Origin of the sequence: Pseudomonas sp. SG20052, from assembly GCF_031766055.1 — a bacterium.
In the GTDB taxonomy this organism is placed as follows: Bacteria; Pseudomonadota; Gammaproteobacteria; order Pseudomonadales; family Pseudomonadaceae; genus Aquipseudomonas; species Aquipseudomonas mandelii.
Genome location: NZ_CP134498.1, coordinates 1321716 through 1343224 on the forward strand (window position 1 = coordinate 1321716; position 21509 = coordinate 1343224).

Annotated in this window: 20 protein-coding genes; 12 read left to right on the forward strand and 8 right to left on the reverse strand. The window is 60.7% G+C overall.

Annotation, left to right across the window (positions count from 1 at the left end; genetic code table 11):
• Positions 1–10: 10 nt before the first annotated feature.
• The 7 genes from ppc (at position 11) to RHP74_RS05905 (ending at position 7343) form a co-directional block, all read left to right on the forward strand.
• Complete coding sequence (gene ppc, locus RHP74_RS05875; protein ID WP_311098307.1) at positions 11–2641, forward strand: phosphoenolpyruvate carboxylase; 2631 nt, start codon at positions 11–13, stop codon at positions 2639–2641.
• A gap of 289 nt (positions 2642–2930) precedes the next feature.
• Positions 2931–3578 carry an adenylate kinase gene (adk, locus tag RHP74_RS05880; protein ID WP_010462894.1) on the forward strand — a complete coding sequence of 216 codons (648 nt, stop codon included), beginning with the start codon at positions 2931–2933 and terminating at the stop codon, positions 3576–3578.
• Positions 3579–3671: 93 nt separating this feature from the next.
• Entirely contained in the window at positions 3672–4346 is a 675-nt protein-coding gene (tsaB, locus tag RHP74_RS05885) for a tRNA (adenosine(37)-N6)-threonylcarbamoyltransferase complex dimerization subunit type 1 TsaB (protein WP_010462892.1), read from the forward strand.
• A 278-nt stretch (positions 4347–4624) separates the two neighbouring features.
• Positions 4625–4930 carry a hypothetical protein gene (locus RHP74_RS05890; RefSeq protein ID WP_010462890.1) on the forward strand — a complete coding sequence of 102 codons (306 nt, stop codon included), beginning with the start codon at positions 4625–4627 and terminating at the stop codon, positions 4928–4930.
• Entirely contained in the window at positions 4930–5790 is an 861-nt protein-coding gene (locus tag RHP74_RS05895; protein ID WP_311098310.1) for a DUF72 domain-containing protein, read from the forward strand. Before RHP74_RS05890 ends, RHP74_RS05895 begins: the two co-directional genes overlap by 1 nt.
• A gap of 33 nt (positions 5791–5823) precedes the next feature.
• Entirely contained in the window at positions 5824–6645 is an 822-nt protein-coding gene (locus RHP74_RS05900) for an isocitrate lyase/phosphoenolpyruvate mutase family protein (protein WP_311098311.1), read from the forward strand.
• Between the two features lie 2 nt (positions 6646–6647).
• A complete protein-coding gene (locus RHP74_RS05905; protein ID WP_311098313.1) occupies positions 6648–7343 on the forward strand; it encodes an extensin family protein in 696 nt (231 codons plus the stop codon).
• Positions 7344–7359: 16 nt separating this feature from the next.
• On the opposite strand, the gene RHP74_RS05910 is transcribed toward RHP74_RS05905, so the two are convergent.
• Positions 7360–7980 (reverse strand): hypothetical protein, encoded by a 621-nt coding sequence (locus tag RHP74_RS05910; RefSeq protein ID WP_010462880.1) that lies wholly within the window; start codon positions 7978–7980, stop codon positions 7360–7362.
• Positions 7981–8073: 93 nt separating this feature from the next.
• On the opposite strand from RHP74_RS05910, the gene RHP74_RS05915 reads away from it, so the two are divergent.
• Positions 8074–8856 (forward strand): class I SAM-dependent methyltransferase, encoded by a 783-nt coding sequence (locus tag RHP74_RS05915; protein ID WP_010462878.1) that lies wholly within the window; start codon positions 8074–8076, stop codon positions 8854–8856.
• A 108-nt stretch (positions 8857–8964) separates the two neighbouring features.
• On the opposite strand, the gene RHP74_RS05920 is transcribed toward RHP74_RS05915, so the two are convergent.
• Entirely contained in the window at positions 8965–9609 is a 645-nt protein-coding gene (locus RHP74_RS05920; protein ID WP_102593520.1) for a TetR/AcrR family transcriptional regulator, read from the reverse strand.
• A gap of 93 nt (positions 9610–9702) precedes the next feature.
• On the opposite strand from RHP74_RS05920, the gene RHP74_RS05925 reads away from it, so the two are divergent.
• From RHP74_RS05925 to RHP74_RS05935, 3 genes are all read left to right on the forward strand, one after another.
• Positions 9703–10803, forward strand: a complete 1101-nt coding sequence (locus RHP74_RS05925; RefSeq protein ID WP_311098316.1) for an efflux RND transporter periplasmic adaptor subunit — start codon at positions 9703–9705, stop codon at positions 10801–10803.
• A 6-nt stretch (positions 10804–10809) separates the two neighbouring features.
• Positions 10810–13875: an efflux RND transporter permease subunit gene (locus RHP74_RS05930; protein WP_200667790.1), complete on the forward strand. Its 3066-nt coding sequence runs from the start codon at positions 10810–10812 to the stop codon at positions 13873–13875.
• A 546-nt stretch (positions 13876–14421) separates the two neighbouring features.
• Positions 14422–14811, forward strand: a complete 390-nt coding sequence (locus tag RHP74_RS05935; protein ID WP_083374920.1) for a DUF6124 family protein — start codon at positions 14422–14424, stop codon at positions 14809–14811.
• Between the two features lie 69 nt (positions 14812–14880).
• Here the strand turns inward: RHP74_RS05935 and RHP74_RS05940 are convergent, their stop codons facing one another.
• Genes RHP74_RS05940 through plsB form a run of 3 tightly spaced genes read right to left on the reverse strand, consistent with a single transcriptional unit; the run spans position 14881 to position 18553 of the window.
• Positions 14881–15570 carry a DUF4197 domain-containing protein gene (locus tag RHP74_RS05940; protein ID WP_010462869.1) on the reverse strand — a complete coding sequence of 230 codons (690 nt, stop codon included), beginning with the start codon at positions 15568–15570 and terminating at the stop codon, positions 14881–14883.
• Between the two features lie 28 nt (positions 15571–15598).
• Positions 15599–15997: a YbaY family lipoprotein gene (locus RHP74_RS05945; RefSeq protein WP_154911819.1), complete on the reverse strand. Its 399-nt coding sequence runs from the start codon at positions 15995–15997 to the stop codon at positions 15599–15601.
• A gap of 54 nt (positions 15998–16051) precedes the next feature.
• Complete coding sequence (gene plsB / locus RHP74_RS05950; RefSeq protein WP_311098320.1) at positions 16052–18553, reverse strand: glycerol-3-phosphate 1-O-acyltransferase PlsB; 2502 nt, start codon at positions 18551–18553, stop codon at positions 16052–16054.
• A gap of 167 nt (positions 18554–18720) precedes the next feature.
• Here plsB and RHP74_RS05955 point away from each other — a divergent pair, with 167 nt between their 5' ends.
• Entirely contained in the window at positions 18721–18930 is a 210-nt protein-coding gene (locus RHP74_RS05955) for a cold-shock protein (RefSeq protein ID WP_010462862.1), read from the forward strand.
• Positions 18931–19051: 121 nt separating this feature from the next.
• On the opposite strand, the gene RHP74_RS05960 is transcribed toward RHP74_RS05955, so the two are convergent.
• From RHP74_RS05960 to dapE, 3 genes are all read right to left on the reverse strand, one after another.
• Positions 19052–19429, reverse strand: a complete 378-nt coding sequence (locus RHP74_RS05960) for a hypothetical protein (protein ID WP_010462860.1) — start codon at positions 19427–19429, stop codon at positions 19052–19054.
• A gap of 75 nt (positions 19430–19504) precedes the next feature.
• Positions 19505–20314 carry a putative RNA methyltransferase gene (locus RHP74_RS05965; protein WP_010462859.1) on the reverse strand — a complete coding sequence of 270 codons (810 nt, stop codon included), beginning with the start codon at positions 20312–20314 and terminating at the stop codon, positions 19505–19507.
• Positions 20314–21465, reverse strand: a complete 1152-nt coding sequence (gene dapE, locus RHP74_RS05970) for a succinyl-diaminopimelate desuccinylase (protein WP_010462857.1) — start codon at positions 21463–21465, stop codon at positions 20314–20316. Before dapE ends, RHP74_RS05965 begins: the two co-directional genes overlap by 1 nt.
• Positions 21466–21509: the final 44 nt, after the last annotated feature.

Below are 21509 nucleotides of genomic sequence, written 5' to 3' on the forward strand. Positions count from 1 at the left end.
AGAACTGCTGATGACCGATATTGATGCACGCTTGCGCGAGGACGTTCACCTGTTGGGTGAGCTGTTGGGCAACACCATTCGTGAACAGTACGGGGACGGCTTTCTCGACAAGATCGAGCAGATCCGCAAGGGCGCGAAAGCCGACCGTCGCGGTTCGATGGACGCCGAGCTGAGCGCCAGCCTCAACCAATTGAGCGAAGACGAGTTGTTGCCGGTGGCGCGGGCGTTCAACCAGTTTCTCAACCTGGCCAATATCGCCGAGCAGTATCAGCTGATTCACCGCCGGGAAGAGTCGCAACCGGCACCGTTTGAAGCACGGGTGTTGCCGGAACTGCTCGCGCGCCTGCGTGCCGAGGGACATAGCGGCGAATCCCTGGCCCGGCAACTGGGACGGCTGGAGATCGAGCTGGTCCTCACCGCGCACCCGACCGAAGTGGCGCGCCGCACGCTGATCCAGAAGTACGACGCCATCGCCGCGCAACTGGCCGCCCAGGATCATCGCGACCTGACGACAGCCGAACGCGAGCAGATCCAGGCGAAGTTGCAGCGCCTGATCGCCGAAGCCTGGCACACCGAAGAAATCCGCCGCACCCGCCCGACGCCAGTCGACGAAGCCAAATGGGGTTTCGCGGTGATCGAGCATTCGTTGTGGCAGGCGATCCCCAACTACATGCGCAAGGCCGATAAAGCCCTGCACGCCGCCACCGGCCTGCATCTGCCGCTCGAAAGCGCGCCGATTCGCTTTGCCTCGTGGATGGGCGGCGACCGTGACGGCAACCCGAACGTGACGGCCGCCGTGACCCGGGAGGTGTTGCTGCTGGCGCGCTGGATGGCTGCGGATTTGTACGTGCGCGACATCGATCACCTCGCCGCTGAACTGTCGATGCAACAGGCCAGCGATGCACTGAAAGCCAAGGCAGGGGACAGCGCCGAACCTTATCGCGCGGTGCTTAAGCAGTTGCGTGAACGTCTGCGGGCGACGCGTAATTGGGCGCATGCCTCTTTGACGGCCACCACCCCGGCACCGGCTGATGTGCTGCAAAACAACCGCGACCTGCTGGATCCGCTGGAGTTGTGTTACCACTCCTTGCACGAGTGCGGCATGGGCGTGATCGCTGACGGTCCATTGCTCGATTGCCTGCGTCGGGCGGTGACCTTCGGGCTGTTCCTGGTGCGGCTCGATGTGCGCCAGGATTCGTCCCGTCACACGGCGGCGATGACTGAAATTACCGACTACCTCGGCCTCGGTCGCTACGAAGACTGGAGCGAGGAAGAGCGCATCGCCTTCCTGGTGCGTGAGCAGAACAATCGGCGGCCGTTGCTGCCAGCGTACTTCAAGCCGTCGGCCGACACCGCCGAAGTGCTGGCGACGTGCCGGGAAATTGCTGCCGCCCCGGGGGCCTCGCTCGGCTCTTATGTGATCTCCATGGCCGGTGCCGCTTCCGACGTGCTCGCCGTGCAACTGTTGCTCAAAGAGTCCGGCGTATTGCGGCCGATGCGCGTGGTGCCCTTGTTCGAAACCCTCGCCGACCTCGACAACGCCGGCCCGGTGATTGAAAAGCTGTTGCTGCTGCCGGGCTATCGCTCGCGCCTGCAAGGGCCGCAGGAAGTGATGATCGGCTATTCCGACTCGGCCAAGGACGCAGGCACCACCGCCGCGGCCTGGGCGCAGTATCGGGCGCAGGAGCGTTTGGTCGACATCTGCCGCGAGCAGCAAGTCGAGCTGCTGTTGTTCCACGGTCGCGGCGGCACCGTGGGGCGCGGTGGTGGTCCGGCGCACGCGGCGATTCTGTCGCAGCCGCCCGGTTCAGTGGCGGGACGTTTCCGCACCACCGAGCAGGGGGAAATGATTCGTTTCAAATTCGGCCTGCCGGACATCGCAGAGCAGAACCTCAATCTGTACTTGGCGGCGGTGCTGGAAGCGACACTGTTGCCACCGCCGCCACCGGAACCGGCGTGGCGCCATTTGATGGACGAGTTGGCCGCCGACGGCGTCAAGGCTTACCGCGCCGTGGTGCGGGAAAATCCGCAGTTCGTCGAGTACTTCCGCCAATCCACCCCGGAGCAGGAGTTGGGTCGCTTGCCGTTGGGCAGCCGCCCGGCCAAGCGCCGCGCTGGCGGGATTGAAAGCCTGCGCGCCATTCCATGGATCTTCGGCTGGACCCAGACGCGCCTGATGTTGCCGGCCTGGCTCGGCTGGGAAGCGGCGCTGAGCAAGGCGCTGGAACGTGGCGAGGGCGAGCTGCTGGGGCAGATGCGCGAACAGTGGCCGTTTTTCCGCACGCGCATCGACATGCTGGAAATGGTCCTGGCTAAAGCGGACGCTGACATCGCCCGATCCTACGATGAGCGTCTGGTCGAGCCTGATTTGCTCCCTTTGGGTGCGCATTTACGCGACCTATTGTCGCAGGCGTGCGCTGTGGTCCTCGGGTTGACCGGTCAGTCTCAGCTACTGGCACATAGCCCAGACACTCTCGAATTCATCCGCTTGCGCAACACCTATCTCGACCCGCTTCATCTATTGCAGGCCGAACTGTTGGCGCGTTCGCGGCAACAGGAAGTGGCGCAGGGCAGCCCGGTAGAACAGGCGCTGCTGGTGTCTGTGGCGGGGATTGCTGCCGGTTTGCGAAATACCGGCTAAGGTTTTCGTCGTGGGGGGAAGGCACCCGGCGCGAGCTTCGGGTGCCGGTGGACGAGGGGCTGAAAAGGTCTGACAAGCGACAGTTAATGACGGGGTTGCGACTAGGAGTACCCCGTCCCAAGGTCACGCAAGGCGCGGGTTTCTCCGACTTTCGGCGGCTTGTGTGGTCCGGGCCTGCTGTGTATCTTGATCAGCCTTTGGCCGTTTGGGCGGTCACGACCCTGTTTTTGAGATTGGCCCCACGAGGCGAATCCGTTGTTATCTATATAAAAAATTGAGGAGCACATCGATGCGCGTCATTCTGCTGGGAGCTCCCGGGGCCGGTAAAGGTACTCAGGCTAAGTTCATCACCGAAAAGTTCGGCATCCCGCAAATCTCCACCGGCGACATGCTGCGTGCCGCTGTCAAGGCTGGCACCGAGCTGGGCCTGATCGCCAAAAGCGTCATGGACAGCGGTGGCCTTGTGTCCGATGACCTGATCATCAATCTGGTCAAGGAACGCATCAGCCAGGCCGATTGCGCCAACGGTTTCCTGTTTGACGGTTTCCCGCGCACCATTCCCCAGGCTGAAGCCCTGGTGAAAGCCGGCGTCGAGCTGGATCACGTGGTCGAGATCGACGTCAAGGACGAGGACATCGTCCAGCGTATCGCCGGTCGTCGCGTGCATGAGGCTTCAGGTCGCGTGTACCACATCGTCTACAACCCGCCGAAAATTGCCGGTAAGGACGACATCACTGGCGAAGAGCTGGTACAGCGCAAAGACGATACCGAAGAAACCGTGCGTCATCGTCTCTCCGTCTACCACGCTCAGACCGAGCCTTTGGTGAAGTTTTACCAGGAGCTGTCCACCGCTCAAGGCAAACCGAAGTACAGCCACATCGAAGGTGTTGGCTCGGTTGAAGCGATCACCGGCAAGGTGCTTGAAGCGCTGAACTGAAAAGTCTGAATCGCTTCATCTTCTACGGCCCGCTTGCGGGCCGTAGTTGTTTATACTGGCGCACTTTTTCTGACCTCTCTTACGGAAACATCGATGAGCACCTTGCTGGCCCTGGACACCGCGACTGAAGCTTGCTCCGTTGCCTTGCTGCATGACGGCAAGGTCACGAGCCATTACGAGGTGATCCCGCGCCTGCATGCGCAAAAGCTGTTGCCGATGATCCAGCAGTTGCTCGCCGACGCCGGGACCACCCTGCAAGCGGTTGATGCCATTGCCTTCGGTCGTGGACCGGGCGCATTCACCGGCGTGCGGATCGCCATTGGTGTGGTGCAGGGCCTGGCGTTTGCGCTGGATCGCCCGGTGTTGCCGGTCTCCAACCTGGCGGTACTGGCACAACGGGCTTATCGCGAACACGGCGTCAGCCAGGTCGCAGCCGCCATCGATGCGCGCATGGATGAGGTGTATTGGGGGTGCTACCGCGAAACGGCAGGGGAGATGCGCCTGGTCGGCAATGAAGCGGTGTTGGCGCCGGAAGTGGCCGCATTGCCGGCTGATGCCAGCGGTGAATGGTTCGGCGCCGGCACGGGGTGGGGGTATGCCGAGCGCATCGCTGTCAATCTGAGTGGGCAGGATGCAGGCATGCTGCCGCACGCCGAAGACCTGCTGACGCTGGCGCGGTTTGCCTGGGCGCGTGGAGAGGCAATCGTGGCGGACGAGGCTCAGCCGGTTTATCTGCGCGACAAAGTGGCGACGCCGAAAGCGCGTTAATCCCAATGCTGTTGTGGCGAGGGAGCTTGCTCCCGTTGGGTTGCGAAGCGACCCCAGGATTCCATCAGCAACACCGAGCCGGCAGGTTTTGCGACGGCTGCACAGCCGAACGGGAGCAAGTTCCCTCGCCACAATGGACATTCCAACTGCGGCCAATCGTCGATTTATCCGCCGGCTTTTAAACCTTTTCGTATTTCTGTGTTCTAGTTATCACTCGGTGGTTTGCGAAGTGGGTTATGTGCCACTAAACTGCCATTACTGATACCGGACATGTACTTATGCGTATAGACGGCCTTTCCTCCCAGTCCTACCCCCTCAAGCGCAAGCCTCGCAAAGGCCCTGTGGCGGATGACGACTACGTCGATATCGACGGCGAGCTGGAAATCCCATCCGAAGAGCAAATGGCCGCCCGTGCCGCCAAGGCTTCCGCGCAACGCCTGAGCAATCTCCCGGCCCGTCAGCAAGACATGATCTACCACCGCGCCATGAGCAAAAGCGTCGCCACGGCACTCGCCAGCTACCTGAGCACTGCCGGTTTTGTCGATTGGGATACCGATGTAATGGGCCTCGACCTGTACATCTGATGCGGCTGCCTTATTACCTCGGCTGCCCGTCCTGGAGTGAAAACGCCTGGCGCGATTATCTTTATCCGCCAGATGCCAAGCCCGCTGACTTCCTGAATCTCTATTCCCAAGTATTCAACGCCGTAGAAGGCAATACGACCTTCTACGCGAGCCCGGCTGCCAGCACCGTGCAGCGCTGGGCCGAAATCATGCCCGAACACTTTCGCTTCACCGCCAAGTTTCCCGGCGACATCAGCCACGGCGGTGACCTGCGCGAGCAACTGACCGCCGCCGACACCTTCCTGCAATTGCTCAGCCCGCTCGGTGAACGGGTTTCGCCCCTGTGGCTGCAACTGTCGAAAAGCTTCACGCCACACCGATTGCCCGAACTGGCCGGCTTCATCGATGCACTTGAGCGACCGCTGGCCGTTGAAGTGCGGCATGATGAGTTCTTTGCCAAAGGCGATAGCGAGCGCCGGCTCAATCGTCTGCTGCTGGATCGGGGCATAGAACGCATCTGCCTTGATCCGCGAGCCCTGTTCAGTTGCACGTCGACCGATCCTTCGGTCCTCCACGCCCAGTCGAAAAAGCCCAGGGTGCCGCCACGTCCGGCAGCGTTTACCCAGTTTCCGCAGGTGCGTTTCATCGGCCATCCGCAGCTTGAGGCGAACGATCCGTTTCTGGAGCCGTGGGTCGAGAAAATCGCCATGTGGATCGAAGAGGGCCGCACGCCCTACATCTTCCTGCACACTGCCGATAACTTGCTGGCGGCCAAACTGGCGCAACGTTTTCACGCAAAACTGATAGTGCGTTTGCCTGGCTTGCCGCCGTTGCCTGAGCTATACAGAGAACCCGCCGCCGAGCAACTTGGCCTGCTCTGAGGCGGATTCGTTCCCCTTTTCAGGAGCCTGCCAATGGATGCGCAAACCCTTCGAGCCCAGGTGTTCAAAGCACTGCACGAACGCGAGGGCGCTTTTGTCATTCCCAATCCGTGGGACGCCGGCTCGGCGAAGATGCTCGCCAGCCTGGGTTTCGAGGCGCTGGCGACTACCAGTGCCGGTTATGCCTTTTCCAACGCACGCCCTGATGGAGGGTTGACGCTCGACGATACGCTGGCGAACGTGCGGGCGATTGTCGCGGCCACCGATCTGCCGGTGGCAGTGGATCTGGAAAACGGTTTCGCGGACGACCCGGATGAGTGCGCACAAAGCATTTTGGCGGCCGCGGCGGCCGGTGCGGTCGGGGGCTCGATCGAAGATGCCACCGGTCGTGAAGACGCGCCGATCTACTGTTTCGAACATGCCGTGGCGCGCATTGAAGCCGCCGTCGCAGCGGCTCGCAGCCTTCCTTTCCCTTTTATGCTGACCGCCCGTGCCGAGAATTTTCTGCACGGCAATCCTGACCTGGCCGATACCATTCGCCGTTTGCAGGCGTTCGCCGAAGCGGGCGCGGACGTGTTGTACGCGCCGGGGCTGCGCAGCGCTGAAGACGTGTTGGCGGTGGTCCGCGCCGTGGCGCCGAAACCGGTCAACGTGTTGATGTCCGGGGGGCTCAAATTGACGGTGGAGCAATTGAGCGAGATGGGCGTCAAACGCATCAGCGTCGGCTCGGCCCTGGCCTTGGCGGCCTACGGTGAGTTTTTCCGCGCGGCCGAAGAGATCAAGACGTCGGGCACCTTCGGGTTCACGTCACGGTCGATGCCATACGCCAAGGCCAATCAATTGTTCAAAGGCTGACGATGCGGTTTCGGTGGTGGCTGTTGTTGATGCTGTTAATGATCGGTGCGGCGGGCGTGAGCGTCTGGCGCGGCTGGATCTCGCTGCCACCCCAGTGGAACCCTTGGGCGCCGCTGGACGTGAAGGCCGCCCCGAACTTTCTGACACGCTACAAACTGATGCGCCTGCGCGATGATCCGCAATTGTGTGATCAGGCCTTGAGCAGCTCCGGTTTACGCGTTGCGCATCAGGCCGACAGCCCCGGCGCGACGTGCCCATTGATCAACACCTTGCGTGTCCAGGGCGGCGATGTGGCGTTGAGCAGCAGCTTTCTCGCCAGTTGCCGTTTGGCGGTGTCGTTTGCCCTGTTCGAGCACCACGCCCTGCAACCCGCCGCGCAAGCGGTGTATGGGCAGCCTGTCAGCCGGGTCGATCATCTTGGCAGCTTCGCCTGTCGCAACGTCTATGGCCGCGAAAACGGCAGGCGAAGCCAGCACGCCAGCGCCGATGCGCTGGACATCGCCGGTTTCCGCCTGGCGGATGGTCGCTCCATCAGCGTGCTCAGGGATTGGCCCAAGGATAATCAGGACGCCCAGTTTCTGCGCCAGGTTCGCGATGGCGCCTGTGGCGTGTTCAGTGTGGTGTTGAGCCCGGACTACAACGACGCCCATCGCAATCACTTTCATGTCGATGTCGGGCCGTGGTGGGTGTGTCGCTGAGGGCTTTTGTTGAAGGTCAGGCGGCGATGCGCAGATTTTGCAGGACGATCGGGCGAGCCCAGCCGGTATCGAAATCGAAGTGTTTTTGTTGCTCGACCAATTCTTCGGGGGAGAACGGCGGGAACGGTTTGTCCAGCAGGTCGAGTTCGAATTCGGCGATCGGCAAGTGCAGAGGACGCGGTTGTGGTGCCGCGCCGGCTTCTGGCGCAGGCTGGCCGGCGGTGAGCACGATCGGCCGCACCCAGCCACTTTCAAAGTCTTGTTGCTTCTGCTGGGCGACGATTTCTTCAGCCGGGAACGGCGGGAAAGGCTTGTCGGCCAGGTCCATTTCGAACTCGGCAATCGGCAGGAACAGCGGCTCGGGTGGTTTGACTTCGGTTTCTTTCACATCGCATTCGCGTTGGCTGACGATGTGCGCCAGCAGTTCGCTGCCGACGGTCGGCTCCACCGGGCTTTCGAGATCAACCGGAGGAAACGTGCCACACGCCGGCACCACATCCGTCGACTGTTCGGCCAGGGCCTGGGCAAAAAAATCCTGCCACAGGTGACTGACGCCGCTCAGTGCCTGGGAATTTCGCAGGCCATAATCGCCATGACGCGATATGTAGCCTACGGATGTGGATTGAATGCCTGACATTTTTCTCGGTCGACGCTCAGCTCTGGCAAAATGCTCGTTAGTTTTGTTATCGGCCGTTTTTGCCGATCATTAATTTTTTGAGCGTGTTTTCCCATGATTGAGCAACCTGCGGCCTGCCGCATCCATGTCGAGGCCTCAGCCCCGGCGTTTCAGCCACAAGCCGAGCAGTGGGCCGAACGCCTGGGCTTGCCTTTGCACGTGGATGACGGCGAGTTTGCCTTGCAGGTGGGCGAACAAGGTTTGCAGCTGCAGCAACTGGGGCCGGACGCACCGGGGCCGGTGCGGGTGGACTTCGTCGAGGGCGGCGCGGCGCATCGGCGGTTGTTCGGCGGTGGCACTGGGCAAATGATCGCCAAGGCGGTGGGCATCGCCCAGGGCGTGCGTCCGCGTGTGCTGGATGCCACGGCGGGGCTGGGCAAGGATGCGTTCGTGCTGGCGAGCCTTGGCTGCGAGATGAGCCTGATCGAGCGTCAGCCGCTGATTGGCGCGTTGCTTGAGGATGGACTGGCCCGTGGCGCGGAGGATTTCGACGTGGCGCCAATCGTGGCGCGAATGAAGTTGCTCAAGGGCAACTCAATCGAGGTCATGCGCAACTGGGAAGGCGAGCCGCCGCAAGTGATCTACCTCGACCCGATGTTTCCGCACCGTGAGAAAACGGCGTTGGTGAAGAAGGAAATGCGTCTGTTCCGGCCGTTGGTCGGCGATGATCCCGATGCGCCGGCACTGCTCGAGGCCGCATTGGCACTGGCCAGCCATCGGGTGGTGGTCAAGCGTCCGCGCAAGGCACCGTGTATTGCCGGACCCAAGCCCAGTCATGCGCTGGACGGCAAATCCAGTCGGTATGACATTTATCCGAAGAAAGCGCTCAAGCCGTAAGACCGCGTTGCACCATTCGCGGGCAAGCCTCGCTCCTACAGGGCCTGCGTTAAACCTGTCGGAGCGAGGCTTGCCCGCGAAGGCGCCAGACCAGACAACCAAGCCTTATCAGGCTGTCTCTGGTCGATAAGCCCGCATAAACAACCCCACCACTTCCCGTACATGTTCCTCGGCCGCATCGCCCGTCACCGGCTCTCCGCAGCCATACAGCAAGCGGAAATTGCCCGCGCCCTTGAGCAGGCAGAAGAAATGCTCTGCCGCATTGCGCGGTTTATCGATGCTCAACGCGCCGCTCTGATCAACCTTGGTCAGCAACCGCTCCATGCCATGCAACATGCGTTGCGGCCCGGCCTCGAAGAAGATCAGTGAGAGTTTCGGGTCCTGGCTGCCCAAGGCCATTATCAGCCGATGCAGGTTCACCGATTCATCGCTGTTGATCAGCTGGTGAAAGCCGCGTGCGATGTTCAGCAGCACCGTTTCTACCGAAATGCCGTCCGGCAACTCGAAAAACAGTGTGGGCAACTGCTCTTCGCACTTGGCGATCACGGCGGCGGAGAACAGCGTCTCCTTGTCGTTGAAATGGCTGTAGACCGTCAACTTCGACACGCCGGCTTCAGCCGCCACGGCATCCATGCTGGTGCTGGCGTAACCATTACTCAGAAACAAAATTTTCGCCGCATCGAGGATGGCCTGGCGCTTGGCCAGATCCTTGGGGCGGCCCGGGCCGTTGGGTGCTGAAAGATTGTTCGACATTCTTCGCTTTAATACTGGACTGGTGAGTTTGCTATTAATAACATACTCGCCAGTATAATTATTCCAAGCACCATTAGCGAAAGGTCCTTCACCATGTTCCGCTATGCCTTGCCCCTCGCGTTGCCAGTGTGTCTGGCGTTTCTATTGTCTGCGTGTGGCCACGAAGAGGCGCCGAAAATCACTGTCCGCCCGGCCATGGTGGTGCAGCCAGAGCCTTCGGCCCAGGCAATGGAAAGCTATCCGGGTGAAGTGCGGGCTCGTTATGAGCCGGACCTGGCGTTTCGCATCGGCGGCAAGGTAAGTCGACGACTGGTAGAAGAAGGGCAGCGGGTCAAGGCCGATCAGCCTTTGGCCGAACTCGATCCCCAGGACGTGCGCCTGCAACTGGAAGCCACCCGTGCCCAAGTGGCCGCCGCCGAGGCCAATCTGAGCCTGGTGCGCGCCGAGCGTGATCGCTACAAGACGCTGATGGACCGTCAGATGGTCAGCCGTTCGCAGTACGACAACGCCGAAAACCTTTACCGATCCGGTGAAGCACGCCTCAAGCAAATCAAAGCCGAATTCAACGTCTCGACCAATCAGGCCAGCTACGCGGTGCTGCGAGCGCCCCAGGATGGCGTGGTGGTCAAGCGTGCGGTGGAAGTCGGGCAAGTGGTGGCGGCCGGGCAAACCGTGTTCACCCTCGCCACCGATGGCGAGCGCGAAGTGTTGATCAGCTTGCCGGAGCAGAGCTTCGGCCGCTTCAAGGTTGGCCAGCCCGTCTCGGTAGAACTCTGGACCCAGCCCGATCAGCGTTTTGCCGGGCGTATCCGTGAGCTGTCGCCGGCTGCCGATCCAAAGTCCCGCACCTTCGCTGCCCGGATTTCATTCACCGGCGGCAAGGTCCCGGCCGAACTCGGCCAGAGCGCCCGGGTGTTCGTCCAGACAACTGACGTGATACCGCTGTCCGTACCGCTATCGGCACTGACGGCGGAAAACGGCGCGACCTATGTCTGGGTCGTCAGTGCCAACAATACCTTGAAGAAAACCCCGGTCCGGGTCGGTGCCTTCGGCGAAAAAACCGTCCCGGTGCTCGAAGGCCTGAATGCCAGCGACTGGGTGGTGGCCGCTGGCGTCCATGTTTTGCTTGAAGGGCAGCAAGTGCGCCCGGTGGATCGCTCCAACCGCGTGGTCAATCTGGCGGACAAGGAGTAATCCCCGATGGGTTTCAATCTTTCCGAATGGGCGCTGCGCAATCGCCAGATCGTACTGTTCCTGATGCTCTTGCTGGCCGTCGTCGGCGCGCTTTCCTACACCAAGCTCGGCCAGAGCGAAGACCCGCCGTTCACCTTCAAGGCCATGGTGATCCGCACCAACTGGCCGGGCGCCACGGCGCAGGAAGTCTCGCGCCAGGTCACCGAGCGCATTGAAAAGAAACTGATGGAAACCGGGGAATACGAACGCATCGTGTCGTTCTCCCGTCCGGGCGAATCCCAGGTGACGTTCATTGCTCGTGACTCCCTGCATTCGGTGCAAATACCGGACCTTTGGTATCAGGTTCGCAAAAAGGTCAGTGACATTCGGCATACGTTGCCGCCGGGCATCCAGGGGCCGTTTTTCAACGATGAATTCGGCACAACCTTCGGCAATATCTATGCGCTGACCGGCGATGGATTTGATTACGCGGTGCTCAAGGATTACGCCGACCGCATTCAGATCCAGCTGCAGCGGGTGAAGGATGTGGGCAAGGTCGATCTGCTCGGGCTGCAAGACGAGAAGATCTGGATCGAACTCTCCAACGTCAAACTTGCCACGCTCGGTCTGCCATTGGCCGCGGTGCAGCAAGCCCTTGAAGAGCAGAACGCGGTGTCCACCGCCGGGTTCTTTGAAACCACCAGCGAGCGATTGCAGCTACGGGTCTCGGGGAATTTTCAGACAGTCGATGAGATCAAGAACTTCCCGATTCGCGTCGGTGATCGCACTTTCCGTATTTCCGATGTGGCGGACGTGCGTCGCGGCTTCAACGATCCACCGGCGCCTCGAATGCGCTTCATGGCGGAAAACGCTATCGGTCTGGCCGTGGCGATGAAGGACGGCGGCGATATTCTGGTGTTGGGCAAGGCGCTGGAGATCGAGTTTGACCGCATCCAGAAAAACCTTCCGGCCGGCATGCAGCTGCGCAAGGTTTCCGATCAGCCCGCAGCGGTGAAAACCGGTGTCGGCGAGTTCGTTCAGGTGTTGGTGGAAGCCCTGGCGATTGTGTTGCTGGTGAGCTTTTTCTCCCTAGGTGTGCGCACCGGCATGGTGGTGGCGCTGGCGATTCCGCTGGTGTTGGCGATGACCTTCGCCTGTATGTATTACCTTGGCATCGGCCTGCACAAGATTTCCCTCGGCGCGTTGGTGCTGGCCTTGGGCTTGTTGGTCGACGACGCGATCATCGCCGTGGAAATGATGGCGATCAAAATGGAGCAGGGCTTCGACCGTATCAAGGCCGCCAGTTATGCCTGGACCAGCACCGCGTTCCCGATGCTTACCGGCACCCTGATTACCGCCGCCGGATTCTTGCCCATAGCCACGGCGCAATCGGGCACTGGGGAATACACGCGCTCAATCTTCCAGGTGGTGACCATCGCGTTGCTGGCTTCGTGGATTGTGGCGGTGGTGTTTGTGCCGTACCTGGGGGAAAAACTCCTGCCGGACCTGGCGAAGATTCATGCCGCCAAACATGGCACGGGTCAGCCCGACCCTTATGGCACGCCGTTCTATCAACGGGTCAGGCGCTTGGTGGAGTGGTGCGTGCGCTGGCGTAAAACTGTCATCGTGCTGACCGTGGTGTTGTTCATCGGCTCGATCGTGCTGTTCCGCTTTGTGCCGCAACAATTCTTCCCGGCCTCGGGTCGACTTGAATTGATGGTCGATCTGAAACTCGCCGAAGGCGCGTCCCTGAGCAACACTGCCGACGAAGTCAAACGCCTTGAAGCCTTGCTGAAGGATCACGCCGGTATCGACAACTACGTGGCCTACGTCGGCACCGGTTCGCCACGTTTCTACCTGCCGCTGGATCAGCAACTGCCGGCGGCCAGCTTTGCTCAGTTTGTCGTCCTGGCCAAGACCATCGAGGAGCGTGAAACCCTGCGCACCTGGCTGATCGAAACCCTCAACGAACAATTCCCGGCCTTGCGCTCTCGGGTCACACGCCTTGAAAACGGTCCGCCGGTTGGCTATCCGGTGCAGTTCCGGGTGACCGGTGAGCACATCGAGGAAGTCCGCGCATTGGCCCGCAAAGTGGCGGCCAAGGTTCGCGAGAACCCGCACGTGGCGAACGTCCATCTGGACTGGGAAGAACCGAGCAAAGTCGTCTACCTGAACGTCGATCAGGACCGCGCCCGGGCCTTGGGCGTGAGCACGGCGAACCTGTCGAAGTTCCTGCAAAGCTCCCTGACGGGGTCCAGTGTCAGCCAGTACCGCGAAGACAACGAGTTGATCGAGATCCTGCTGCGCGGCACCCTGCATGAGCGCACCGAACTGTCGTTGTTGCCGAGCCTGGCGGTGCCGACCGACAACGGCCGCAGCGTCGCGCTGTCGCAGGTCGCGACGCTGGAATATGGCTTTGAGGAAGGCATCATCTGGCACCGTAATCGCCTGCCGAACGTGACGATCCGCGCCGACATCTACGGCAAGGAACAGCCGGCGACGCTGGTGCAGCAGATCTTGCCGACCCTCGACCCGATTCGCGCCGAATTGCCGGACGGTTACTTGCTGGACGTTGGTGGCACGGTGGAAGACTCGGCCCGTGGCCAGAACTCGGTGAAGGCCGGCGTGCCGCTGTTCATTGTGGTGGTGCTGACCTTGCTGATGCTGCAACTGCGCAGTTTCTCGCGCACGGTGATGGTGTTCCTGACCGCACCGCTGGGTCTGATTGGCGTGACGCTGTTCCTGATGGTGTTTCGTCAGCCGTTCGGTTTTGTCGCGATGCTCGGGACCATCGCACTGTCCGGGATGATCATGCGTAACTCGGTCATTCTGGTGGACCAGATCGAGCAGGACATCGCCGCCGGGCTCAAACCGTGGCAAGCAATCATCGAAGCCACGGTGCGACGCTTCCGACCAATTGTGCTGACCGCGCTCGCGGCGGTACTGGCGATGATTCCGCTGTCCCGCAGCGTATTCTTTGGGCCAATGGCGGTAGCGATCATGGGCGGGTTGATCGTGGCGACGGCACTGACATTGCTGTTTTTGCCAGCGTTGTATGCGGCGTGGTTCAGGATCAAGAAAGAGTCGGTGTAATCTCGGCGGCCTTCGGGCCGCCCGCTCTCTTGCTGACGTTCACCGCTCTAAATTGTGGGAGCGAGCCTGCTCGCGATGGCGTCGTGTCAGGCAATACATTTCGCAAATGGACGACCGCTTTCGCGAGCAGGCTCGCTCCCACAGTTAATCTTCTGAATACAAATACCGTGTACGACACAAAACCCTGTGGGAGCGGGCTTGCCCGCGATGGCGATCTGGCAGGCGACTATGTTTAAAGATCTGCCAAAACATCAGAACCTTCCCACGAAATTTTCAGGTTGTCTGTCGGAAGCGCGATCTCTAGGCTTTTGGGTGTCGCTGCAAAAAGCAGCGACCGGGTTTCGCAGCCCGGTTAAACTTCAGACGCACAGCGTCCACCATCCGAAAGCGGGCGTTTTTTTATGCCTGTGTTATGGCGGCTGTGCGCGGGAGATCTTCGGGTCTGCCGGGTTCCTGAAGTCCCGGTCTGCGAACCTGCGTACAGCTGCCACCTTATGTTCGTTTCGCAGCGAACGGTGACAGCTCCACTACTTCAGGAGTTACACGATGATTAAAGACAGCCCAAATCCTCCAGACACGGAAGCAGAACTGGAAAAAGAAACCGACCCGGTTTCCCCTTACGCCTTTCTCGATTCCAAAAAACTCCACGACGCGGCAATTCGCGCTCTTGATCACTATTTGGCGCCACCACCCGAAAAAAAGGCTAAAGCTGACCGTCGTCCCAGCTCGGTTTTCGTCGTCGCCCCCAACGTTGATTCCGAAACCCTTTTGGCTCACGCCTGCGAAACCCTCGCTTCGGCAAATGTGATGGCCAGTGAGTTAGCCTTCGGTCTGAACGGACCGACATGCAATCTTATGTTGGCGGTTCAACAGATGATTTCGCTGGCGGAGTTATCGGTAAATCGCGTTCTGGATCAGGTTGATCCGCACCAGTAGCGCAAACGGAAAAAGCCCACTGACCTGTAAAGACCAGTGGGCTTTTTTGCGAGTTTCAATTGCCTGGAATTAAAGCGTACCAAACACCTTCTTCGCCAGACTCGTCGCCGCCGCCGCAGGGTTCTTGCGAATGGCTTCTTCCTGCTTGCCGATCATCTCGAACAAGCCGTTCAGTGCCTGCTCGGTCACGTAGCTTTCGATGTTGGCGTTCTTGGTATCCAGCACGCCCATGGTCGCTGCCTGGCCTGCGAAGGTGTTGTATTGCTTGGCCAGGCCGACCTGGTCGGTGGCTTGTTTCACGATCGGCAGAAACTTGACCCGAATCTGTTCGCGGCTGGTTTTGCTCAGGTACTGGGTGGCCGAGTCGTTGCCGCCGCTGAGAATCCCTTTGGCGTCATCGACGCTCATCTTCTTCACGGCATCCACCAGTATTGGCTGGGCCTGGGTCACGGCGGTTTCGGCCGCTTTGTTCATGCTGGTTTCCAGCTCAGTGACCTGATCGCCCATGCCGAACTGTTTCATTTTGCTGGCGACTTTGCCCAGTTTGCCCGGCAGTTCGATTTTCACGTCCGGATTGTTGCTGAAGCCGCCCGGCGTGCCGAGTTGTTTGACGGCCAGTTGCGCGCCTTGGGTCAGGGCATCCTTGAGGCCACCGGTGGCGTCTTTTTGCGACAGGTCATTGAGCGACAGCGCCAGTGCGCTGGCGGAGATCATCAAGCCTGCACACAGGCCGGCAAAGCGAAGGGTAGGGCGGAGCATGGCGGCTTCCTTGTTCAAAAAAGAGACATTAGCGAATGGCGTCGACGCGGATTTTCAGTGGCTGCGGATCGCTGCCATCCAGCTGTACGGCGTGGTGTTCGGTGGTGATGAACATCAGTTTGCCGCCGACTTCGATGCGCGCGCTGACGGAGTAGCGATGGCCGGGTTTGACCTGGGCCGGATCGTAACTCAGATGAAACGGCAGCGGCACCTGGCCTTTGACCGGGCCTTTCTGTTCGTCGAGGATAACGGCGGGCGCATCCGCGAGGGACACGTCCTGCAAGCTGACGCTTAAGGTTGCGCTCGGTGGCAGGGCAATGCGTTGCAGGTAGAAGACTTCGCCATCGAGGGCGGTTTTAGCGGCGGGTTGCATCGTTTGACAGGCGCCCAATAAAGTGGTCATTGCCAACAAAGAGAGTTTTTTCATCGCCGATCTCCGGTCAATGTGGGCGCGAGCAAGCTCGCTCCCACAGGGATTACATTAAGCCTCGGGCTGAGGGGCGACCTGATCCGCCGCATCTTCGCTGCGATGCAACGCCACCTGACGGATCGACAAACGAATCTCCGCCGGCAACACCCGTTTCGCCGCGCCTTCGGCCAGTTCGCCCAGCAGTTCGTGATAACTCAGCTTGCCGGCTTCGTCGCGTTTGAGCACGTCAAGATCCAGCATGGTTTGAATGAAGTGGCGGAACAGGCTCTTGTCGAAGAACTCCGGGGCATTCAGTCCGTGCAGGATCGACAGGCGCTGGGCCATGACGGTGCACAGGTCTTCCAGTTCTTCGGCGCTGATGCTGTTCTGGCCGCTGTTGAGCAGCAGGGACACAGTCATGTAGAAGCGTTGCAGTGTCTGGGCGATGCTCTTCGACAACAACGTCAGCAACACAAAATGCCGCGAACTTGGTGCCGGGCGCAGGTAGACGTCGTTCTCGAATCGCAGCAGACCTTGATCGACGAACGCGTCGAGCCATTGATCGATCACCGCATCCAGTTCGTCCAGCGACCAGCGAATGAACAGCTCCGATTGCAGGTACGGATACAGCGCCCGGGTGTAGCGCAGGATCTGTTCGCGGCTCATGCGCGAGGCGCTCTGGAAGAAACTCGCGAGCAAGGCGGGCAGGGCGAAGATGTGCAGCACGTTATTGCGGTAGTAGGTCATGAGGACGGCATTCTGCTCGTCCAGATACAAAATCTTGCCCAGGGCATCGCTTTGCTCGGACAACAGGTCCATGTCCTTCACATGCTCGATCAACGCCCGGCCGTCACCGTCCGGCAGCGTGGTGTGCGGCGAATACGGGACCTTGCGCAACAGCGCCAGATACAAATCAAGCACCCGCGCCATGGCGCGATCATCCAGCGCCAGGCGGGTGGTGGACAGCAACGCCAGGGCCACCAGGTTGACCGGGTTGATCGCCGCCGCCTCGTTCAGATGCTGTGCGACTTTTTCGCCGAGACGGTTGGTGGTTTCGTTGAGCCAGGCCGGTTTGAACTGCGGGCCGAGTTCCTGTTTACGCCAGTCGGGCTGTTCGCTGTCGAGGAATTCCGCGAGTTTGATCGGTTCGCCGAAGTTCACCGCCACCTGGCCGAAACGCTGCTTGAGCGCACCGATGACTTTGAAGATGTCGAAGATCGATTCTTTCTTCTTGCTCGCACCACGCAGTTCGCCGAGGTAGGTTCGGCCTTCCAGCACACGCTCGTAGCCGATGTAGACCGGAATGAACACGATGGGCATGCGCGATGAACGCAGGAAGCTGCGCAGGGTAATTGCCAGCATCCCGGTTTTCGGTTGCAGCATGCGCCCGGTGCGCGAGCGGCCGCCCTCGACGAAGTACTCGACCGGGAAACCTTTGGTGAACAGAGTGTGCAGGTATTCGTTGAATACCGAGGTGTACAGCGGATTGCCCTTGAAGGTGCGGCGCATGAAGAATGCGCCGCCACGGCGCAGCAGGCTGCCGATCACCGGCATGTTGAGGTTGATCCCTGCGGCGATGTGCGGCGGGGTCAGGCCATTGCGGAACAGCAAGTAGGACAGCAGCAGGTAGTCGATGTGGCTGCGGTGGCACGGCACGTAAATCACTTCGTGGCCCTGGGCAACTTTCTGCACGCCTTCGATGTGGTTGACCTTGATGCCGTCGTAGATCTTGTTCCAGAACCAGCTCAGCACTACTTCCAGGAAGCGGATCGCGGTGTAGGTGTAGTCCGAAGCGATCTCGTTGCCATAGCGCAGCGCCTGGGCCTTGGCTTTCTCCGGGGAGATGTTCTCGCGCTCGGCTTCGTCGAGGATTGCTTGCTTGACCAGCGGTTGATTGAGCAGGCCTTTGACCAGGTTGCGACGGTGGGAAATGTCTGGGCCGATCACCGCGGCTTTCAGGTTGCGGAAGTGTACCCGCAGGATCCGCTGGGCCATGCGCACCGTGCGCTCGTGGCCTTTGTTGTGGTCGATCAGCTCTCGCAAGTGAATCGGTGCCGAGAACTGCACGCGGGTCTTGCGCCCCAGCACGATGACGCTCAGCAATCGACGCAGGCGACCGGTAACGGCCCAACTGTCGGCGAAGAGCAATTTCCACGGGCTCGATTCGCTGTCGGGTGACTGCCCCCAGAACACGCTGACCGGAATGATCTGCGCGTCTTCGGCGGCGTTCTGGCTCAGGGCACTGACCAAGCGGGTCAGGGTGGGCGGCGCACCACGTTTGTCCTGTCGGCCGAGCCAGTCGGGCTCCGGTGTCAGGTAGAAAAATGCGGCGGGTTCCACCAGATTACCCACCGACACAGGCAGCACCGGACGGGGCAGGCCGGCTTTGCTGCATTCGGTGTCGACCACGGCCAGGTCAGTCAGCGAAGGGTTTTGCAGGACGTAGAACACCGGACGACTGCGGTCGAGGTTGAGGGTGAACGACGACTGGTTGATCGTCTCCGAGCGAACCCAGAGATAGAGCAGTCGGCGCAGGGTGCCAAAAACAAGACGGCGGAACGGGGAACGGGTCATACGGCTTCTGCGTGAGTGAGTAAAACCAAGCAATTGCTCGGGCGGCCGATAGTGTGCCGTATTCGTCGAAAATCGGCAAAAAAGCGGGTAAGTAAAGTTGAGTTGAGAGTTTTGGCGCCTGTCATATACTCGGCGCCTCAACAATAAAAAGAAGGGGGTATCGATTCATGGCTACGCGCGAAACCGGCAATGTGAAGTGGTTCAACGACGCCAAGGGCTACGGCTTCATTCAGCGCGAGGACGGGGTGGACGTGTTCGTGCACTACCGCGCGATCCGCGGTGAAGGGCATCGCTCGCTGGCTGAAGGTCAGCAGGTGGAATACGCCGTGGTGACCGGCGAGAAAGGCTTGCAGGCAGAGGATGTGGTGGGTTTGTAACCCCACTCCTCAGATCACACAAAAAACCTGTGGGAGCGAGGCTTGCCCGCGAAGGCGTCATCACTGGCGCTAAAAGCTTCGCGGGCAAGCCTCGCTCCTACAAGTTTTGTGGGAACGTGGATTACGCGGTTTTCCAGATGATTTCTTCTTCACCATCAGCGCTGATGCGCATCCAGCGATCGGCCGTTTCTTCACCTTCTTCCTCAACCCAGCTGCCCGGTGCGCAACGCACTTCGACATTCAGTGCGGCAAACGCGGCGCGGGCGCAGGCGATGTCGTCTTCCCACGGGGTCTGGTCGCTGTCCAGGAACAGGCTGTTCCATTTGCCCACGGCTTTGGGCAGCCAGGTGACCGACACGTTGCCGGCCTTGCACTTGTAGGTCTGGCCCTTCTTGACCCATTCACTGCACTGGCCCAACGCTTCGCTAAGCCAGTCTGCAACGGCCTTGTAGTCGACGTCAGCGTCTTTCAGGTAAATCTCGATATCGGGTTGGCGCATGGATGTCCTCACTGCGGTCTTGAAAAATCCATTCGCGGATTTAGCCGGCCTCAAGCTGTTGCTCAAGACCAAAAATTATTGAAGTACGAAATAATCGTAGCGCATCGACACGGTGACCTCGAACGGCTCCGCCTGCTCGATGACGGCCGTCCGGCGTTCGGCACTGGCACGCCAGCCGTGTGGCGTCATGGCCAGCAGGTTGGCGCGATCCTGGCCATTTGAAAGTGTCAGTCTGAATTCCAGGGTCTCGCTGTGTTGCAGCGCCATGCCTTCCGGCACCAGGGCCAGATGCTTGTCGTCGGTGTATTCACGGACTTCGTCGTACAGCCGCTCGCGCAATTCCATCAGGTGGCCGCTGGTCGGCCCGACTTTCATCAAACCGCCGCCGGGGCTGAGCAGGCGTTTGGCTTCTTCCCAATCCAGCGGACTGAAGACGCTGGCGAGAAACTGGCAGCTCCCCGAGGCCAACGGCACCCGGGCCATGCTGGCGATCAACCAGGTCAGCTGCGGGTTGCGTTTGCAGGCGCGTTTGACCGCTTCCCGGGAGATGTCCAGCGCATAACCATCGGCATTGGGCAGGGCTTCGGCAATTTGCGCGGTGTAGTAACCCTCGCCGCAACCGATGTCCAGCCAGCGCTGGGGCGCGTACTGCGCGGCCAGTTCGGCCAGGCGCTTGGCCACCGGCGCGTAATGGCCGGCGTTCAGGAAGTCGCGACGGGCCTCGACCATGGCGAGGTTATCCCCAGGGTCGCGGCTGTTCTTGTGCTGCACCGGCAGCAGATTCAGGTAACCCTGCCGCGCACGGTCGAAACGATGCCCGGCGGGGCAGGCCACGCCGTTGTCCACCGCGTTGAGCGGTTCGCTGCAGATCGGGCAGGCGAGCATCAGGCGAGCAACTTGATCAGGGTCTGGTAGTAGATTTCGGTCAGCACATCGAGGTCGGCGGCCAGTACACGCTCGTTGACCTGGTGAATCGTCGCGTTGACCGGGCCCAGTTCAACCACTTGGGTGCCCATGGTTGCGATGAAGCGCCCGTCGGAGGTGCCACCGCTGGTGGAGGCTTTGGTTTCGCGCCCGGTGATGTCCTTGATGCTCGACGCCACGGCATCCAGCAATGCACCCGGCTCGGTCAGGAACGGCAGGCCGGACAATGCCCAGTCGATGTGCCAGTCCAGGCCATGTTTGTCGAGGATGTCGGCGACGCGCTTTTGCAGGCCTTCAACGGTGGACTCGGTGGAGAAGCGGAAGTTGAACACCGCCACCAGGTCGCCCGGAATCACGTTGGTCGCGCCGGTGCCGGAATTGACGTTGGAAATCTGGAAACTGGTCGGCGGGAAGAAATCGTTGCCGTGGTCCCAATGCTCGGCGGCCAGTTCGGCCAGGGCCGGGGCAGCGAGGTGGATCGGGTTCTTCGCCAGGTGTGGATACGCCACGTGACCTTGCACACCGCGAACGGTCAGCTTGGCACCGAGTGAACCGCGACGGCCGTTCTTGACCACGTCACCCACCAATGTAGTGCTCGATGGTTCGCCGACGATGCACCAGTCCAGACGTTCCTTGCGTGCGGCGAGGCGTTCAACCACGGCCTTGGTGCCATGGTGCGCCGGGCCTTCTTCGTCGCTGGTGATCAGGAACGCGACCTTGCCCTTGTGATCCGGGTAGTCGGCGACGAAGCGCTCGGCGGCCACGGTCATGGAGGCCAGGCTGCCTTTCATGTCGGCCGCGCCACGACCGCAGAGCATGCCGTGTTCGTCAATCAGCGCGTTGAACGGGTCGATCTGCCAGGCAGACACCGGGCCGGTCGGCACCACGTCGGTGTGTCCGGCGAAGCACAGCACCGGGCCGTCGTGTTTACCGTGGGTCGCCCAGAAGTTATCCACATCTTCGATGCGCATCGGCTCCAGGGTGAAACCGGCATCGCCCAGGCGCTGCATCATCTGCTTCTGGCAATCGGCGTCGACCGGCGTCACGGACGGACGGCGGATCAGGTCGATGGCGAGTTGAAGGGTCGGCGAAAGGTCGGCGTGGGCCGTCATGTAAGACTCCGGAGCTTTATTTGTAGGAGCGAGGCTTGCCCGCG

Coding starts and splice junctions, on each gene's coding strand:
- ppc (WP_311098307.1), top strand. CDS start 11: ATGACCGATATTGATGCACGCTTGCGCGAGGACGTTCACCTGTTGGGT.
- adk (WP_010462894.1), top strand. CDS start 2,931: ATGCGCGTCATTCTGCTGGGAGCTCCCGGGGCCGGTAAAGGTACTCAG.
- tsaB (WP_010462892.1), top strand. CDS start 3,672: ATGAGCACCTTGCTGGCCCTGGACACCGCGACTGAAGCTTGCTCCGTT.
- RHP74_RS05890 (WP_010462890.1), top strand. CDS start 4,625: ATGCGTATAGACGGCCTTTCCTCCCAGTCCTACCCCCTCAAGCGCAAG.
- RHP74_RS05895 (WP_311098310.1), top strand. CDS start 4,930: ATGCGGCTGCCTTATTACCTCGGCTGCCCGTCCTGGAGTGAAAACGCC.
- RHP74_RS05900 (WP_311098311.1), top strand. CDS start 5,824: ATGGATGCGCAAACCCTTCGAGCCCAGGTGTTCAAAGCACTGCACGAA.
- RHP74_RS05905 (WP_311098313.1), top strand. CDS start 6,648: ATGCGGTTTCGGTGGTGGCTGTTGTTGATGCTGTTAATGATCGGTGCG.
- RHP74_RS05910 (WP_010462880.1), bottom strand. CDS start 7,980: ATGTCAGGCATTCAATCCACATCCGTAGGCTACATATCGCGTCATGGC.
- RHP74_RS05915 (WP_010462878.1), top strand. CDS start 8,074: ATGATTGAGCAACCTGCGGCCTGCCGCATCCATGTCGAGGCCTCAGCC.
- RHP74_RS05920 (WP_102593520.1), bottom strand. CDS start 9,609: ATGTCGAACAATCTTTCAGCACCCAACGGCCCGGGCCGCCCCAAGGAT.
- RHP74_RS05925 (WP_311098316.1), top strand. CDS start 9,703: ATGTTCCGCTATGCCTTGCCCCTCGCGTTGCCAGTGTGTCTGGCGTTT.
- RHP74_RS05930 (WP_200667790.1), top strand. CDS start 10,810: ATGGGTTTCAATCTTTCCGAATGGGCGCTGCGCAATCGCCAGATCGTA.
- RHP74_RS05935 (WP_083374920.1), top strand. CDS start 14,422: ATGATTAAAGACAGCCCAAATCCTCCAGACACGGAAGCAGAACTGGAA.
- RHP74_RS05940 (WP_010462869.1), bottom strand. CDS start 15,570: ATGCTCCGCCCTACCCTTCGCTTTGCCGGCCTGTGTGCAGGCTTGATG.
- RHP74_RS05945 (WP_154911819.1), bottom strand. CDS start 15,997: ATGAAAAAACTCTCTTTGTTGGCAATGACCACTTTATTGGGCGCCTGT.
- plsB (WP_311098320.1), bottom strand. CDS start 18,553: ATGACCCGTTCCCCGTTCCGCCGTCTTGTTTTTGGCACCCTGCGCCGA.
- RHP74_RS05955 (WP_010462862.1), top strand. CDS start 18,721: ATGGCTACGCGCGAAACCGGCAATGTGAAGTGGTTCAACGACGCCAAG.
- RHP74_RS05960 (WP_010462860.1), bottom strand. CDS start 19,429: ATGCGCCAACCCGATATCGAGATTTACCTGAAAGACGCTGACGTCGAC.
- RHP74_RS05965 (WP_010462859.1), bottom strand. CDS start 20,314: ATGCTCGCCTGCCCGATCTGCAGCGAACCGCTCAACGCGGTGGACAAC.
- dapE (WP_010462857.1), bottom strand. CDS start 21,465: ATGACGGCCCACGCCGACCTTTCGCCGACCCTTCAACTCGCCATCGAC.